This window comes from Pseudomonas oryzihabitans (assembly GCF_024652905.1).
In the GTDB taxonomy this organism is placed as follows: domain Bacteria; phylum Pseudomonadota; class Gammaproteobacteria; order Pseudomonadales; family Pseudomonadaceae; genus Chryseomonas; species Chryseomonas benzopyrenica.
The window spans coordinates 2,593,604-2,607,852 of sequence record NZ_CP102428.1 but is presented as its reverse complement, the minus strand read 5'-3'; the positions used below and the strand labels follow the sequence as shown (position 1 = coordinate 2,607,852).

Annotated in this window: 15 protein-coding genes; 8 read left to right on the top strand and 7 right to left on the bottom strand. The window is 66.8% G+C overall.

Annotated elements, in window-relative coordinates; genetic code table 11:
• The first annotated feature begins 57 nt into the window (after positions 1 to 57).
• The 3 genes from secD to NRG74_RS12075 are packed head-to-tail and all read left to right on the top strand — an operon-like array spanning position 58 to position 3,429.
• Entirely contained in the window at positions 58 to 1,926 is a 1,869-nt protein-coding gene (gene secD, locus NRG74_RS12085; RefSeq protein ID WP_017642543.1) for a protein translocase subunit SecD, read from the top strand.
• A 10-nt stretch (positions 1,927 to 1,936) separates the two neighbouring features.
• Entirely contained in the window at positions 1,937 to 2,842 is a 906-nt protein-coding gene (gene secF, locus NRG74_RS12080; RefSeq protein ID WP_017642542.1) for a protein translocase subunit SecF, read from the top strand.
• Between the two features lie 59 nt (positions 2,843 to 2,901).
• Entirely contained in the window at positions 2,902 to 3,429 is a 528-nt protein-coding gene (locus NRG74_RS12075) for a glycine zipper 2TM domain-containing protein (RefSeq protein ID WP_017642541.1), read from the top strand.
• Between the two features lie 152 nt (positions 3,430 to 3,581).
• On the opposite strand, the gene NRG74_RS12070 is transcribed toward NRG74_RS12075, so the two are convergent.
• The 7 genes from NRG74_RS12070 to NRG74_RS12040 form a co-directional block, all read right to left on the bottom strand.
• Positions 3,582 to 4,622 (bottom strand): acyltransferase family protein, encoded by a 1,041-nt coding sequence (locus NRG74_RS12070; RefSeq protein ID WP_257704051.1) that lies wholly within the window; start codon positions 4,620 to 4,622, stop codon positions 3,582 to 3,584.
• A 286-nt stretch (positions 4,623 to 4,908) separates the two neighbouring features.
• On the bottom strand, positions 4,909 to 5,454 hold the full coding sequence (locus NRG74_RS12065; protein WP_184291688.1) for a hypothetical protein: 546 nt from the start codon (positions 5,452 to 5,454) through the stop codon (positions 4,909 to 4,911).
• Positions 5,455 to 5,574: 120 nt separating this feature from the next.
• Entirely contained in the window at positions 5,575 to 5,712 is a 138-nt protein-coding gene (locus NRG74_RS12060; protein WP_007159685.1) for a hypothetical protein, read from the bottom strand.
• Between the two features lie 64 nt (positions 5,713 to 5,776).
• Positions 5,777 to 7,129, bottom strand: coding sequence for an MATE family efflux transporter (locus NRG74_RS12055; protein ID WP_064307955.1), 1,353 nt, complete (start codon positions 7,127 to 7,129; stop codon positions 5,777 to 5,779).
• A 79-nt stretch (positions 7,130 to 7,208) separates the two neighbouring features.
• The gene (pcp, locus tag NRG74_RS12050; RefSeq protein ID WP_257704047.1) at positions 7,209 to 7,847 is read right to left on the bottom strand and encodes a pyroglutamyl-peptidase I; all 639 of its coding nucleotides are present in this window, start codon (positions 7,845 to 7,847) and stop codon (positions 7,209 to 7,211) included.
• A gap of 8 nt (positions 7,848 to 7,855) precedes the next feature.
• Positions 7,856 to 8,806, bottom strand: a complete 951-nt coding sequence (locus NRG74_RS12045; protein WP_257704046.1) for a DUF979 domain-containing protein — start codon at positions 8,804 to 8,806, stop codon at positions 7,856 to 7,858.
• Positions 8,803 to 9,510, bottom strand: a complete 708-nt coding sequence (locus tag NRG74_RS12040; protein WP_017642535.1) for a DUF969 domain-containing protein — start codon at positions 9,508 to 9,510, stop codon at positions 8,803 to 8,805. The genes NRG74_RS12045 and NRG74_RS12040 overlap by 4 nt, the downstream gene beginning before the upstream one ends.
• Positions 9,511 to 9,782: 272 nt before the next feature.
• On the opposite strand from NRG74_RS12040, the gene NRG74_RS12035 reads away from it, so the two are divergent.
• The 5 genes from NRG74_RS12035 to NRG74_RS12015 all read left to right on the top strand — a co-directional run bounded on the left by NRG74_RS12035 (position 9,783) and on the right by NRG74_RS12015 (position 14,198).
• A complete protein-coding gene (locus tag NRG74_RS12035; RefSeq protein WP_017642534.1) occupies positions 9,783 to 10,703 on the top strand; it encodes a LysR family transcriptional regulator in 921 nt (306 codons plus the stop codon).
• A 105-nt stretch (positions 10,704 to 10,808) separates the two neighbouring features.
• Positions 10,809 to 11,555, top strand: a complete 747-nt coding sequence (locus NRG74_RS12030; RefSeq protein WP_257704043.1) for a 5-oxoprolinase subunit PxpA — start codon at positions 10,809 to 10,811, stop codon at positions 11,553 to 11,555.
• Positions 11,552 to 12,229, top strand: coding sequence for a 5-oxoprolinase subunit PxpB (pxpB, locus tag NRG74_RS12025; protein ID WP_257704041.1), 678 nt, complete (start codon positions 11,552 to 11,554; stop codon positions 12,227 to 12,229). The genes NRG74_RS12030 and pxpB overlap by 4 nt, the downstream gene beginning before the upstream one ends.
• Positions 12,226 to 13,158 (top strand): biotin-dependent carboxyltransferase family protein, encoded by a 933-nt coding sequence (locus tag NRG74_RS12020; RefSeq protein ID WP_257704039.1) that lies wholly within the window; start codon positions 12,226 to 12,228, stop codon positions 13,156 to 13,158. The genes pxpB and NRG74_RS12020 overlap by 4 nt, the downstream gene beginning before the upstream one ends.
• A gap of 149 nt (positions 13,159 to 13,307) precedes the next feature.
• Entirely contained in the window at positions 13,308 to 14,198 is an 891-nt protein-coding gene (locus NRG74_RS12015) for a PA4780 family RIO1-like protein kinase (RefSeq protein WP_017642530.1), read from the top strand.
• Positions 14,199 to 14,249 lie beyond the last annotated feature (51 nt).

Here is a 14,249-nt window from a genome sequence, read left to right as displayed (position 1 = left end):
TTAATCTAGCTAACACCGGGGCGCGCAAGGCGCCCCGCCTTTATCTCGGGCGGTGTCATGCTCAACAAATATCCCCTCTGGAAGTACCTGCTGATCCTGGCCGTACTGGTCGTGGGCGCCATCTATTCGGTTCCTAATCTGTACCCCGACGATCCGGCCCTGCAGATCAGCGCTTCCAGCACCGAACGCACGGTGACCCCCGCCGAGGTGCAGCGTGTCAACGCGGCCCTGGCCGAGGCTCATCTGGCGGTGAAGTCCAGCGATCTCAATGAGAACGGCAGCCGGGTGCTGATCCGCCTGATGCGCGCCGATGATCAACTGCCGGCCCAGGAAGTGGTCCGCCGTACCCTGGGCGACGACTTCGTGGTGGCCCTGAACCTGGCGCCCACCACCCCGCAGTGGCTGCGCAAGCTGGGCGCCAGCCCCATGAAGCTGGGTCTGGATCTCTCCGGCGGTGTGCACTTCCTGCTGGCGGTGGACATGGACAAGGCCGTGGATGCGCGCCTGAAGGTCTATGACAACGAGGTCAAGACCCTGCTGCGCCGCGAGAAGGTGCGCTATCGCAGCATGCCCGACCAGAACGGCGCCCTGCAGCTTGGCTTCACCGATGCCGCCGACCTGCAGCAGGCCCAGAGCCTGATCCGCAAGAACTACACCGATTTCGAGCTGACCACCGATACCCGTGGCGACCTGCAGGTGCTGCGTCTGCAGCTGACCGAGGCCAAGCTGCGGGAGATCCGCAACTATGCCGTCACCCAGAACCTGACCACGGTACGCAACCGGGTCAACGAACTGGGTGTGGCCGAGCCGCTGGTGCAGCGCCAGGGCGCCGACCGCATCGTGGTCGAGCTACCGGGTGTGCAGGACACCGCCGAAGCCAAGCGCATCCTCGGCAAGACCGCCAACCTGGAATTCCGCCTGGCCGCCACCGCGGACACCCCGCGGGCCTCCACCGAGAGCTTCGAATTCCGCGAGCCCGGGCGTCCGGCGGTACCGCTGGAGCGTAACGTCATCATCACCGGTGACCAGGTCACCGACGCCTCGGCCAGCTTCGACGAGAACGGCCGGCCCCAGGTCAACATCCGCCTGGATGGCCACGGTGGCGATCTGATCAACCGTGCCACCCGCACCAACGTCGGCCGCAGCATGGCCGTGGTGTTCATCGAGCAGCGCCCGGTCACCCGCTACACCACCCAGACCGTGGACGGCGTGCAGAAGGAAGTGGCGGTGCCCGGCTTCGAGGAAGAGCGGCGCATCATCAGCCTGGCGACCATCCAGTCGGCCCTGGGCAACAGCTTCCGCATCACCGGCCTGAATGGCTCGGGCGAGGCCTCGGAACTGGCGCTGCTGCTGCGTGCCGGTGGCCTGGCCGCACCCATGTACTTCGCCGAAGAACGCACCCTCGGCCCGAGCCTGGGCGCCGACAACATCGAGAAGGGCATCGATGCCTCGCTGTGGGGCATGGTCTTCGTCTCGCTGTTCCTGATCGCCATCTACCGCTTCTTCGGGGTGCTGGCGACCATCGCCCTGGCGTTCAACATGGTGCTGCTGATGGCGCTGATGTCCATCCTGCATGCCACCCTGACGCTGCCGGGTATCGCCGGTATCGTGCTGACCATGGGTCAGGCGGTGGACGCCAACGTGTTGATCTTCTCGCGGATCCGTGAAGAGATCGCCAACGGCATGCCGATCCAGCGCGCCATTCACGAAGGTTTCAATCGGGCCTTCACGGCGATCCTGGACTCCAACCTGACGACCCTGCTGGTGGGCGCCATCCTGTTCGCCATGGGCACCGGGCCGGTCAAGGGCTTCGCCGTGACCATGTCGCTGGGTATCTTCACCTCCCTGTTCACCGCCATCTTCGTGACCCGTGCCATGGTCAACCTGATTTATGGCGGCCGGAACGTCAAGAAGCTGTGGATTTGAGGACGCGGCCATGAAAAAGACCATCAACTTCATGGGCGTACGCAATATCGCGTTCGCCATCACCGCGCTCCTGACCGTACTGGCGCTGTTCAGCTGGTTCTATAAGGGGCTGAACTTCGGCCTGGACTTCACCGGCGGCACCCTGATCGAGCTGCGCTACGAGCAGCCGGCCGACCTCGGCAAGATCCGTCAGGAATTGCAGGGCGCCGGCTTCGAAGACGCCGTGGTGCAGAGCTTCGGCGCCACCACCGACGTGCTGGTACGGATGCCCGGTGACGATCCCCAACTGGGCCAGAAGGTGACCGGCGCGCTGCAGCAGGCGAGCACCGAGAACTTCTCCCTGACCCGTACCGAGTTCGTCGGCCCGCAGGTGGGCGAGGAGCTGCGTGACCAGGGCGGCCTGGGCATGTTGCTGGCCCTGGGCAGCGTGCTGGTCTACGTGGCCTTCCGCTTCCAGTGGAAGTTCGCCGTGGGCGCCATCCTGTCGCTGGTGCACGACGTGGTGGTGACCCTGGGGCTGCTGTCGTTCTTCCAGATCACCTTCGACCTGACGGTGCTGGCGGCGGTCCTGGCGATCATCGGTTACTCGCTCAACGACACCATCGTGGTGTTCGACCGGGTGCGGGAGAACTTCCGGGTGCTGCGCAAGGCCGACCTGATCGAGAACATCAACGTCTCGACCACCCAGACCCTGCTACGGACCCTGGCGACCTCGATCTCGACCCTGCTCGCCGTGGGAGCCCTGCTGATCTTTGGTGGCGACAACCTGTTCGGCTTCTCGCTGGCGCTGTTCATCGGCGTGATGGCCGGTACCTACTCGTCGATCTATATCGCCAACGTTGTGCTGATCTGGCTGGATCTGAAGAGCGAGGACCTGATTCCGCCGCAGGCCAAGGAACTCGACGAGCGTCCCTGATGTCCCAGGCATGGCAAAGGGCCAGGTGCCCGCTATGACAGAGTAGTCAGGAGGTTGTAGTGAACAAGTCGATGCTCGTAGGTACGGTTCTGGGAGCCATCGTCGCCACCGCAGGTGGCGCCGTGGCGTACAGTTTCGTCGACCGCGGGCCTCAGTACGCCGAGGTCGTCGCCGTCCAGCCGGTCAAGGAAACGGTCAAGACCCCGCGCGAGGTCTGCAAGGAGGTCGCGGTGACTCATCGGCGACCTGTTCAGGACCAACACCAGATCGCCGGGACCGCCGTAGGCGCGGTCGTCGGCGGTCTGCTGGGCAACCAGGTCGGCAACGGCAGCGGCAAGACCCTGGCGACCATCGCCGGTGCCGTGGGCGGTGGTTACGCCGGCAACAAGGGTCAGGAATACATGCAGAACCGCGACACCTACACCACCACCCAGACCCGCTGCAACACGGTTACCGACAGCAAGGACCAGGTGGTCGGCTATGACGTCAAGTATCTGCTGGATGGCAAGATCGGCCAGGTCCGCATGGACCACGAGCCGGGCAAGCAACTGGAAGTGAAGAACGGCCAGGTGCTGGCCAGCCAATGATCCGCCTTGACCGCTGAAGCCCCAGGGCTTCAGCCGATGAAAAAACCCGCTACCAGGTGACTGGTAGCGGGTTTTTCATGGGGGTTTCGTGCTGATCGAAACGCTCTTCCACGCTGGCCAGAGGCGCAGGGCGCCCTGGCCGGAGCCGTCACTCAGACGGCGGGGCGGGGGGTTTCAGCTTTGGGCCGAAGCCACCGCCGGGCGGAGATCCACGCCGGCGCCTCGAACAGACCGTTGATGCCACGGGCTTCCATCAGCTTGGCGATGGCCACGGGCACCAGGATGCCGAAGGCGCAACCGGCGACGATGTGCAGCAGGCCGTCGTTGATGTGCAGGCCCTTGCTCAGGACGATGCGCGCACCGCTGCCACTCAGCACGTGCATCACATAAATGGGCATGGACAGCGCCCCCAGGGTCAGCACCCACTGCAGCGGCCGTTGCGCCAGCACCATGCAGGTGGCGCTGACGAAGACGATGCCGTTCAGCGCCAGGACCAGGGTGGCCAGGCCACGATCGGTATAGACCAGGCCCAGCAGGCCGTGGAACCAGTATTCCAGCACCACGAACAGCAGACCCGAGCCCAGCATCACCCGGCCGGCCTGTTCCTCGATGGCCTGCTTGAAGTTGTTGAACCAGACGCCGAAGGCGAAGAACACGAAGTTCTGCGCGGTGAAGGTGAAGAAGAAGTCTTCCGGGCCGGCGTTCTGGAACAGATAGACCAGGGCGCCAAAGGCGAACACGGCAAAGAAGGCCAGCGGCTTGGCCCAGCGATAGGCGAGCATGGCCAGGCAGAACACCAGGAACAGGGCATAGAGGAACCAGAACTGCTGGCGTGGCTCCCAGACCGTCAGGACTTCGCTGAAGCTGACGCCGCCATTGGTGTAGCGCGACATCAGCGCCTCCACCGAGCCCTGCAACAGTGACCAGACCAGGAAGGGATAGACGATGGTGTCGATCTTGTTCACCAACAGGCCGCCGGTGCCGCGCTTGACGAAGGAGCTGTAGAAGAACAGGCCGGAAAGAAAGAAGAACAGCGGCATGTGGAAGCTGTAGATGACGCTGTCCACCAGGCCGTGGAATTCGGCGTCCTGCAGGATGCCGGCGTTGAGCAGGCCGCGGACGACATGGCCATAGACGACCAGCACGATGCCAATGGCTTTCGCATAGTCGACCCAGAGATTGCGAGTGTTCATTGAATGATCCTTTTCAAAGGAGAACCTGTGCCGCTGAAGCCAAGCGCTGGGGGCAAACGAAAGCAGGAACGCTGCGGCGCCAGAGCGCGCATCGCGACAGGTTCGGTCATGGTAGGACTCCCGAAGGAACGACGTCCGTAAGTAGCCGGTTACAGGAAGGGGCTCCTTGCCCGCGTTCTGACCATGGCTATCTGCCATTGTTCATGGCTTGTTTCCGGCCAGGCGTGAACGGGGCGACACTTTGGCCGCCTGAGGGACAACTGTCCGACGAGCTGTAACCGGATGTTTAAAGCGAGTCTTTGACGAACTGCAACTGCCGCTCCTTGAGCAGGGGTTCGTAACGTGGCGAGGTGTAGATCAGCAGGACCTGTTTCCGACGTGCCGCCTGGGCGCTGAACTTGTAGACCACGGTGTCGTGATCGAAGGCCAGATAGGCCTGGGCGTCGTCATCCTGGTTCAGGCGTTCGAAGGCGGCGGCCGATGACTGGGAGGAGGGCTTGCCATACTTCTGGGTGAGGCCTTCGGCGATCAGAAAGGACTGGGCCAGGGGCGTGACGATGGACAGCCGCAGGAAGCGACCATCGATGAAGAAGGCACCGGCCTCGACTTTTTCACCGGCGAAGGCGAGGTCGTTGCATTCGAAATACTCGACGCCGACCACGTCGATCTTGCGCGGCTGGAAGGTGCAGAGCTTTTTCGCCAGAAAGGTTTTCTGGTCAGTGCCGAAGGCGATGCCCGCATAGCCATCCACGGCTTGGGCCGGCGCCGGGAACAGCACCAGCAGCGCCAATAAGGGCGCAAGGAAAGGCGACAGGTAGGACCTGACGGTCATGGTGATCTGGATTCCCTTCACGAAGGCCCTGGGGCCCACTCAACCCGACGGATGCTAGAAGCTCCGCCGGGGCTTTGCCACCGCTGTCGACGGCTTTTGTCGAGGGGTTCAGGGTTGGCGTCAGGCGATGCCGGGCGGAATCTGATCCTTGCCGTAATCCTTGAGCTTCTCCAGGTTTTCCGGCTTCTGGTGCTCGGGGACGTCGTCGCCGTCGGCGGGGGTGTCCAGGGGTTCCTGATCGCGGGTGTCTTCGCTCATGGCAGCGCTCTCGGCAGGGGATGTTCGACTTTGAGGGGAGCGCCGACCCGGCGGTTCCGCAGGATCAGGCGCTGGCGTGGTCGTCGAGCCAGCCTTCGCGCCGGGCCAGGCGCCAGGCGAGCAGGGCGGAGATCAGGCCGCGCAACGCCATGAAGGTCAGAAAGGCCAGCCACAGGCCGTGATTGCCGAGGCCGCGCAGCAACCCGCCGAGGGGCAGTGCCAGCAGCAGGGCGAGGAGCATCGAGTTGCGCATCTCGCGGGCGCGGGTGGCGCCGATGAAGAGGCCGTCCAGCAGGTAGCTGACCATGGCGATCAAGGGCAGCAGCGCAAGATAGGGCAGGTAGGCATGGGCCTCCTGGCGCACCGCGGCGATGTCGCTCTGCAGGGCGACGAACAGATCGCCGCCCAGGGCGAAGGCGACGGCGAACACCAGGCTGGCCAGCAACGACCAGCCGCCGGCGATTACCAGCACCCGGCGCAGGGTGGCGCCCTCGCGAGCGCCGAGGGCATGACCGGCCAGGGCCTCCACCGCATGGGCGAGGCCGTCGAGGGCGAAGGCGGTGACCAGCAGGCCATTGAGCAGCAGGGCGTTGACCGCCACCGTGGTCTCGCCCAGCTGGGCGCCCTGGGCGGCGAACAGCAGGAACACCGCCTGCAGCGCCAGGGAGCGGATGAAGATGTCGCGATTGACCGCCAGCAGCGGGCGCCAGCTGGCGAGCTGGCGCAGCGCCTGGCGATCGATCCGTCCCGGCCACAACCGCAGACGGCGCAACACCAGCCCGAGGCCGAGCAGCATGCCGCTCCATTCCGCCAGGACCGAGGCCAGGGCGATGCCCTGCACCCCGGCGCCCAGGCCGAGCACGAAAGCGGTCACCAGCAGCAGGTTCAGGGCATTGGTGGTGAGCAGCAGCACCAGCGGCGTGCGTGCATCCTGGGTGCCGAGCAGCCAGCCGATCAGCGCGTAGCTGAGCAGCGCCGCAGGCAGGCCGAGCAGGCGCAGGTGCAGGAAGCGCGCGGCCAGCTCGGCGAAGGCGGGATCCAGGCCGAGCCAGGCGAGCAGCGGCTCCAGCGCCAGGCTGGCCATCAGCAGCAGGACCAGCGACAACCCGAGGCCCAGCAGACCGGCTTGCAAGAGGATCTGGCGCAGGGCGGCACCATCACGGCGCCCACTTGCCTGGGCGGCGAAGCCGGTGGTGCCCATGCGCAGGAAGGCGAGGATGCCAAGCAGGGCGGTGTAGAAGGCGCCGCCCATGGCCACCGCGGCGAGCTGGCGGGCTTGCGGCAGGTGACCGGCGATGGCGCTATCGACCAGGGTCACCAGCGGCACGCTGAGATTGGACAGGATCATGGGCGCGGCCAGCGCCCAGACGCGGCGGTGCAGCAGGGGATGACGCCAGTCGGCAAGCAGGGTGGACATGGGCTAATCGCAGCGGCGGCGGAGGGGGCATTGTAGGCCAGCCAGCCCGGATGGTCCTCCGCCGCCGCGCCTGCGGGTGTCAGTCCAGTTGGCCGCCGCCTTCGCGCAGGTCCGCCTGGGTGGTCGCCGCGCAGGTCAGCGCCAGGCGCAGGCCGGCGACCAGGGTCTCCAGGGCCATGGACGGCGCCCCGGGCTGGTTGGCGGCCTGGGCCGGCAGATAAGGAATATGGATGAAGCCGCCGCGTACCCCGGTGCCCTGCAGGCGATGCTGCAGGCCGTAGAAGACGTGGTTGCAGACGAAGGTACCGGCGGTCTGGGACACCGCCGCTGGAAAGCCGGCGGCGCGCAGGGCATGGACCATGGCCTTGATCGGCAGGGTGCTGAAGTAGGCCGCGGGGCCGCCGGGCACCACCGGCTCGTCGATGGGCTGACGTCCGCCATTGTCGGGGATGCGGGCATCGTCGACGTTGATGGCGATGCGTTCCAGCGACAGCTCGGTCCGCCCGCCGGCCTGGCCGACCGCTACCACCAGGGTGGGGCGATGGCGGTCGAGCAACTCGTCCAGCACCCGAAGGGCGGCGCCGAATTCGGTCGGCAACTGCGCCGTGACCACGGGTAGATCGCCGAGGCGTTCGCCGTCGAGTCGGCGCACGGCCTCCCAGGAAGGGTTGAGCTCTTCGCCACCAAAGGGCGCGAAGCCGGTGAGCAGCAGGGTCATGGGATACCTCACATCAGCAGATAGAGCAGCACCACGTTGCAAGCCAGCACCGCCAGGGCGGTGGGGACCTGGGCCTTGATCACGGCGTTCTTGTCGTCCAGTTCCAGCAGGGCCGCCGGGACGATGTTGAAGTTGGCCGCCATGGGCGTCATCAGGGTGCCACAGTAGCCGGAGAACATGCCGATGGCAGCCATCACCGCCGGATCGGCATGATAGACACCCACCAGCACCGGCACGCCGATGCCGCCGGTCATTACCGGGAAGGCGGCGAAGCCGTTGCCCATGATGACGGTGAAGGCGGCCATGCCCACCACATAGACCACCACCGCCACCAGGCGCAGGTCGAGGGCCACGTAGGCGGTGGCCAGGTGCGCCACCGCCTTGCCGACGCCGGCATCGGTGAAGACCAGGCCGAGCATGGCCAGGGCCTGGGGCAACACCAGCGACCAGCCCAGGGCATCGGTCAGGCGGCGTGATTCGCGCATGGCCTGGATCGGGGTGTCCCGGGTCAGCCAGCAGGCCAGCGCCAGGGCCACCAGGGCGCCCAGGCCCAGGGAGACGAAGGTGACGTTCTTGGGATCGAGCAGCGGCAGGCCGGCGATCTGCACATCCTTGAGCAGCACGCTGCCGATCACCGTCACCACGGGAATCGCCAGTGCCGGAATGAACAGGCGATTGCCCAGGCGGCCGGCGCTGGCGCGGGTCTCGCGTTCAGGGCGAGTCACGTGGTGACCACTGCCCACTGCGCCGCAACCGGCCAGCACGGCCATCAGCAGCACTCCGGCGCCGACCCAGGCCGGCGGCAGGCGATCGCCGGTCAGGAAGACCAGGCTGAACAGGCCCCAGAATAGGCCGCTGGTCCAGCGCTTGGGGTGGTGACGATCGGCCAGGGTCATGACCGCGGTCAGCGCCAGGATGGCGCCAGCCAGCCAGAACAGATACTGGATCGACAGGATCATGGTTGCACCTCCTTGCGCGCGGTCAGCTCGCGATAGAGCTGGCGGTCGAAGCGGTGCAGGCGCAGGGCATGGATGAAAAAGGCGCAGAGGGCCGTGGGAATGCCCCAGAGAGCGATGTGCAGGGGTTCGACATCGAGGCCGGCGCCCAGCAGGAAGGTGTGCATCAGGGCGATGGCGCCAAAGGCGACGAAGATGTCCTCGCCAAAGAACAGCCCGACGTTATCGGTGGCGGCGCAGAAGGCCAGCAACCGCTGGCGCAGGGCCTCGGGCAGGCGGCCATGGAGTTTCTCCGCGGTGCCTTCGGCCATGGGCGCCAGCAGCGGCCGGACCATCTGCGGATGGCCGCCGAGGCTGGTCAGCCCCAAGGCCGCGGTGGTCTCGCGGACGAACAAGTAGAAGATCAGCAGGCGGCCGACGGTGGCGTTGCGAAAGCGGGCGATCCAGTTCTGCGCATGCAGGCGCAGGCCGTGGCGTTCGAGCAGGCCGATCACCGCCAGCGGCAGCAGGATGATCAGCGGCAGGGCGCGCGCCTTGATGAAGCCGGTGCCGATGGCGGCGAGTAGCGCCTCGGGGCTGAACTGGGCGGCGATCCCAGTGGCCACGGCGGCCAGGGCGACCACCAGCAGCGGATTGAATCTCAGCACGAAGCCGACCACGATGACCAGCACGCCCAGCAGCGGCCAGAGGTTGACGGTGGTTTGCATGGGTGGATGTCTCCAGCGGGTCCACCGCGCTCCGGGCAGACGGTGCGGCGGACGGTAGGAAGCCGCAGGCGGCTTCGGCTGATCCAGGCCGTGCCCGTGGCACGGCTCGTTATTGTTGTCGGACGTCATTTGGTATGGCGCCGGCTGGCATCTTTTGCCGTCGGTGGAGCTGGCGTCCAGCAAATAAAACTGTTCGCCGCCGATAGGGAAAAGCGGGGCAGACAAGCCTGCTGGTGGGGGTAAAGTGACGGGATAGACTTGTCGAGGTCCCCATGAATCTGCGCTTTCTCGATACCTTCGTCTGGGTCGCCCGCCTGGGCAGTTTCCGCCTGACGGCGGAAAAGCTCTCCACCACCCAGGCCGCCATCTCCAGCCGCATCGCCGTGCTGGAAAGCGAGCTGGGTGTGCAACTGTTCCTGCGCGACTCCCGCGGCGTGAGTCTGACCGCTGAGGGGCATCGGGTGCTGGGCTACGCCGAGCGGATGCTGGCCACCCAGCGTGAACTGCACGAGGCCCTGGGTCATGGTCAGACCCTGGAGGGCCGCCTGCGCATCGGCGTGATGGATACCGTGATCCACAGTTGGCTGGATCAGTTGATCGCCGCGGTCACCCAGAGCTATCCGGCCATCGAGCTGGAGCTGACCGCCGACACCGCGCTGAATCTGGCCGAGCAACTGGCGCGGGGACAGCTCGACCTGATCTTCCAGACCGATCTGCTGCGCGCCGAAGGCATTCGCAACCTGCACCTGGCCAGCTATCCGGTGCGCTGGCTAGTGGCGAGCGACAGCCACCTGGCGCGGCCTTACGCCAACCTGGCCGAGTTGGCCGGCGAGCGGCTGATCACCTTTTCCCGCCATTCGCGGCCGCACCAGGACATCCTCGGCCTCTTGCAGCGCGAGGGCATCGCCGAACCGCGGGTCTGCTGCATCAACTCGGTGGCGGCCATCATCAAGCTGATGGGCGAGGGCTTCGGCATCGGTGCCTTGCCGCCGGCCCTGGTGATCGAAGAATTGGCCCGCGGCAGCCTGATGCCCTTGCCGCTGGCCGGACCGCCGCCCTTCGATGTCCAGGCCAGCTGGCACGGCGGTGCCGGCCTGGCGCTGAGCGAGGCGGTGGTGGCCCTGAGCCAGACGGTGGTGGCCGACTGGTGTACGCGCCTGGGCCCGGAGCGTGCCCTGCCGGTGCTGGTCTAGCCCGGGTGTTTCAACGGTATCTTATCGCCAGCGCCCGGAATCTTTTGTTGGACAGCGGCGCCCCGGCTTTCCGACACTCGAGCTACTTCCTCAGAGGATCCTGTCATGCCCGCTCGCCTGCTGCTCAATTGCGATTCCGGTGAAAGCTACGGTGCCTGGTCCATGGGCGACGATACCCATGCCATTCCCCTGGTCGACCAGGCCAATCTGGCCTGCGGCTTCCACGCCGCCGATCCCCTGACCATGCAGCGCGCCGTGACCCTGGCGGTGGCCAATGACGTGCAGATCGGCGCCCATCCGGCCTATCCCGACCTGGTGGGTTTCGGTCGGCGGCCCATGGCCTGCACCCCGGCCGAAGTGGAGGCCATGATCCTTTACCAGATCGGCGCCCTGGACGCCTTCTGCCGCGCCGCAGGCGTGCGCGTCGAATACGTGAAGCCCCATGGCGCCCTCTACAACGCCCTGGTCAAGGACGATGCCCTGCTGACCGCCGCGCTCTCCGCCTGCGCCCGCTATCGCCAGGGACTGCCGCTGATGGTGCTGGCCAAGGCCGACAATGACCGCGAGCGCCGGCTGGCCGAAGCCGCCGGGGTGCCGTTGCTGCTGGAAGCCTTCGCCGATCGCGCCTATCTGGCCGACGGCTCCCTGGCCCCGCGTGGCCAGGTTGGCGCCGTTCACCATGACCCCGAGCGCATCCTGGCCCAGGCCGTCGCCATCGCCCGGGGCGAAGACTTTCCCGGCTTCGATGGCCAGCCCATGCGCCTGCAGGCCGACAGCCTCTGCGTGCATGGCGACAATGCCGAATCCCTGGCAGTGCTGCGCCGGCTGCGCGCGGCGCTGGACGCCCTATGATCGCCTGCAAGCCCTTTGGCGTCGCGGCGCTGCTGCTCGAACTGGCCGAGCACCCCGATGCCGAACTGCCTTCGCGCATCGCCCGCCTGGGCGAGCGGATTCGCCAGCGCTTCGGCGCGGCGGTGACCGATCTGGTGGCGGGCTGGACCAGCCTGCTAGTGCACTACGATCCTCGGCAACTGACCCTGGCCGAGCTGCAGGCCGGCCTCGAACCCCTGCTGGCCGATTGGCCAGGTGCCGCGCAGGCGGGCGAGGGCGGGCGTCTGCACGAGGTGCCGACGCTCTATGCCGGACCCGATCTGGCCGAGGTGGCCGAGCGCTGTGGCCTGAGCGAGGCCGAGGTCATCGCCCGGCACTGTGGTCGTGACTATCAGGTAGGCGCCATCGGCTTCATGCCCGGTTTCGCCTTTCTCGGCGAGCTGGACGAGTGCCTGGCGCTGCCGCGGCGCAGCACGCCGCGCACTAGCGTCCCCGCCGGCAGTCTGGCCATCGCCGAACGCCAGACCGCGGTCTATCCCCAGGCCTCGCCAGGGGGCTGGAATCTCATCGGCCGCTGCCTGTGGACGGTCTTCGATGCCCGGGCCGAGCCGCCGTGCCTGCTGGCGCCTGGCGATCGAGTGCGCTTCGTGCCGGTCGACGAAGCCGCCTTTCGTGCCCAGGGAGGTCAGCCATGAGCGGTCTGCTGGTCAGCAAGCCCGGTCCCCTGACCCTGCTGCAGGATCTCGGCCGCCAGGGCTGGCAGCACCTGGGCGTGGCGCCCTCGGGCCCCATGGACGGCCATGCCGCACGCTGGGCCAATCGCCTGGTGGCTAACCCGATGACGGCGCCGCTGCTGGAGATCGCCCTGGGCGGCGCCGAATTCGAGATCAAGACCGACACCTGGCTGGCCCTGACCGGCGCGCCGCTGGACGCCCGGCTGGATGGCGAGTCCCTGCCGCCCTGGTCGTGCTTTCCGGTAAAAGCCGGCATGCGCCTACGCCTGGGATTCGCCCAGGCCGGGCAGCGTGCCTACCTGGCTGCGGCCGGCGGTGGCTTCCAGGCGCCGGGGACCCTGGGCAGCGTGGCCAGCAACCGGCGCGAAGGTCTGGGCGGGCTGGAGGGCCAGGGCGCTGCCCTGACGGCCGGACAGCGGCTGGGCTGCGCGACGGTGACCGTGTTGCATGCCCACAGGTGCGGACCGGCGGCGCGTTTCGTCCCGGACTATCGCGAGGTGCCAACCCTGAGGGTGATCTTTGGCGGCGACGCCGAGGCCTTCGGTCCGACGGCGCAGCAGGCGCTCTGCGACCAGCCCTGGCGCATCAGCCCGCAATCCGACCGCATGGGCATCCGCCTGGCCGGGGACGTGCCCCTGGTGCCACCACGCCGCCAGTGGTCGCTGGGGGTGGTGACCGGTGCCATCCAGGTGCCGCCCGATGGCCAGCCCATCGTGCTCATGGCCGATCGCCAGACCATGGGCGGCTATCCGCTGCTGGGCTTCATCCATCCCCTGGACCTGGCGCGCCTGGCCCAGTGCCCAGCCCACCACGAGGTGCGTTTCGCCCCGGTGGAACTGGCCGTCGCCCAGGACGAATGGCGCCGTTTTCTCGCGTTTTTCTCCAGTTGAAGGCGCAGCCGGTCACGGCCGAGGAATCTTGTCCGCTTCGATGAGTCGCACGCTCAGGGGCGATGCCGACTTCCCTTTCTCGGCGTCTGGCTTGAAACTTGCCTCACACGTCCCCTGTGACGACCGACAAGAAGGAGCTGGAACCGGCGATGAAAACTCCCAAACGCATCGAGCCGCTGATCGAGGACGGCTTGGTCGATGAGGTGATACGGCCCCTGATGAGTGGCAAGGAGGCGGCGGTCTACGTAGTGCGCTGCGGCAGCCAGGTACGCTGCGCCAAGGTCTACAAGGAGGCCGACAAGCGCAGCTTCCGCCAGGCTGCCGAATACCAGGAGGGGCGCAAGGTGCGTGGCAGCCGGGAAAATCGCGCCATGGCCAAGGGCTCCAAGTTCGGTCGTCGCGAGCGCGAGGACAACTGGCAGAACGCCGAGGTGACGGCGCTCTATCGCCTGGCCGACGCCGGGGTGCGGGTACCCAAGCCCCATGACTTCCTCGATGGCGTGCTGCTGATGGACCTGGTCACCGACGGCAATGGCGAGGCCGCGCCGCGGCTCAACGACGTGACCCTCACCGCCGAGGAAGCGCTGCGCTATCACGAGCTGATGATCGGCCAGATCGTGCGCATGCTCTGCGCCGGCCTGGTCCACGGCGACCTTTCCGAATTCAACGTGCTGCTGGCCGAGGACGGCCCGGTGATCATCGATCTGCCCCAGGCGGTGGACGCGGCTGGCAACAACCACGCCTTCCGCCTGCTGGCGCGGGACGTGGAGAACATGGCGCTGTACTTCGGTCGCTTCGCCCCGGAATTGCGCACCACCCGCTATGCGCCGGAGATGTGGGCCCTGTTCGAGAAGGGCGAGTTGTTCGCCAATACCCGGCTGACCGGCGAGTTCGCCGAGCGTGAAGACCAGGCCGACGTCCATGCGGTGATGCGCGAGATCGAGGCGGCGCGGCGTGACGAGGAACGCCGCCAGGCGGCGCGCCGTGAACAGGATGAACCCAGCGTGCGCGAGGAGCCGCCACCACCGTGGTTAAGCTGAGCGTGAAGCAGAACGATTAGCGCTGCGATGAGACGAACGGCCCCAGTGGTC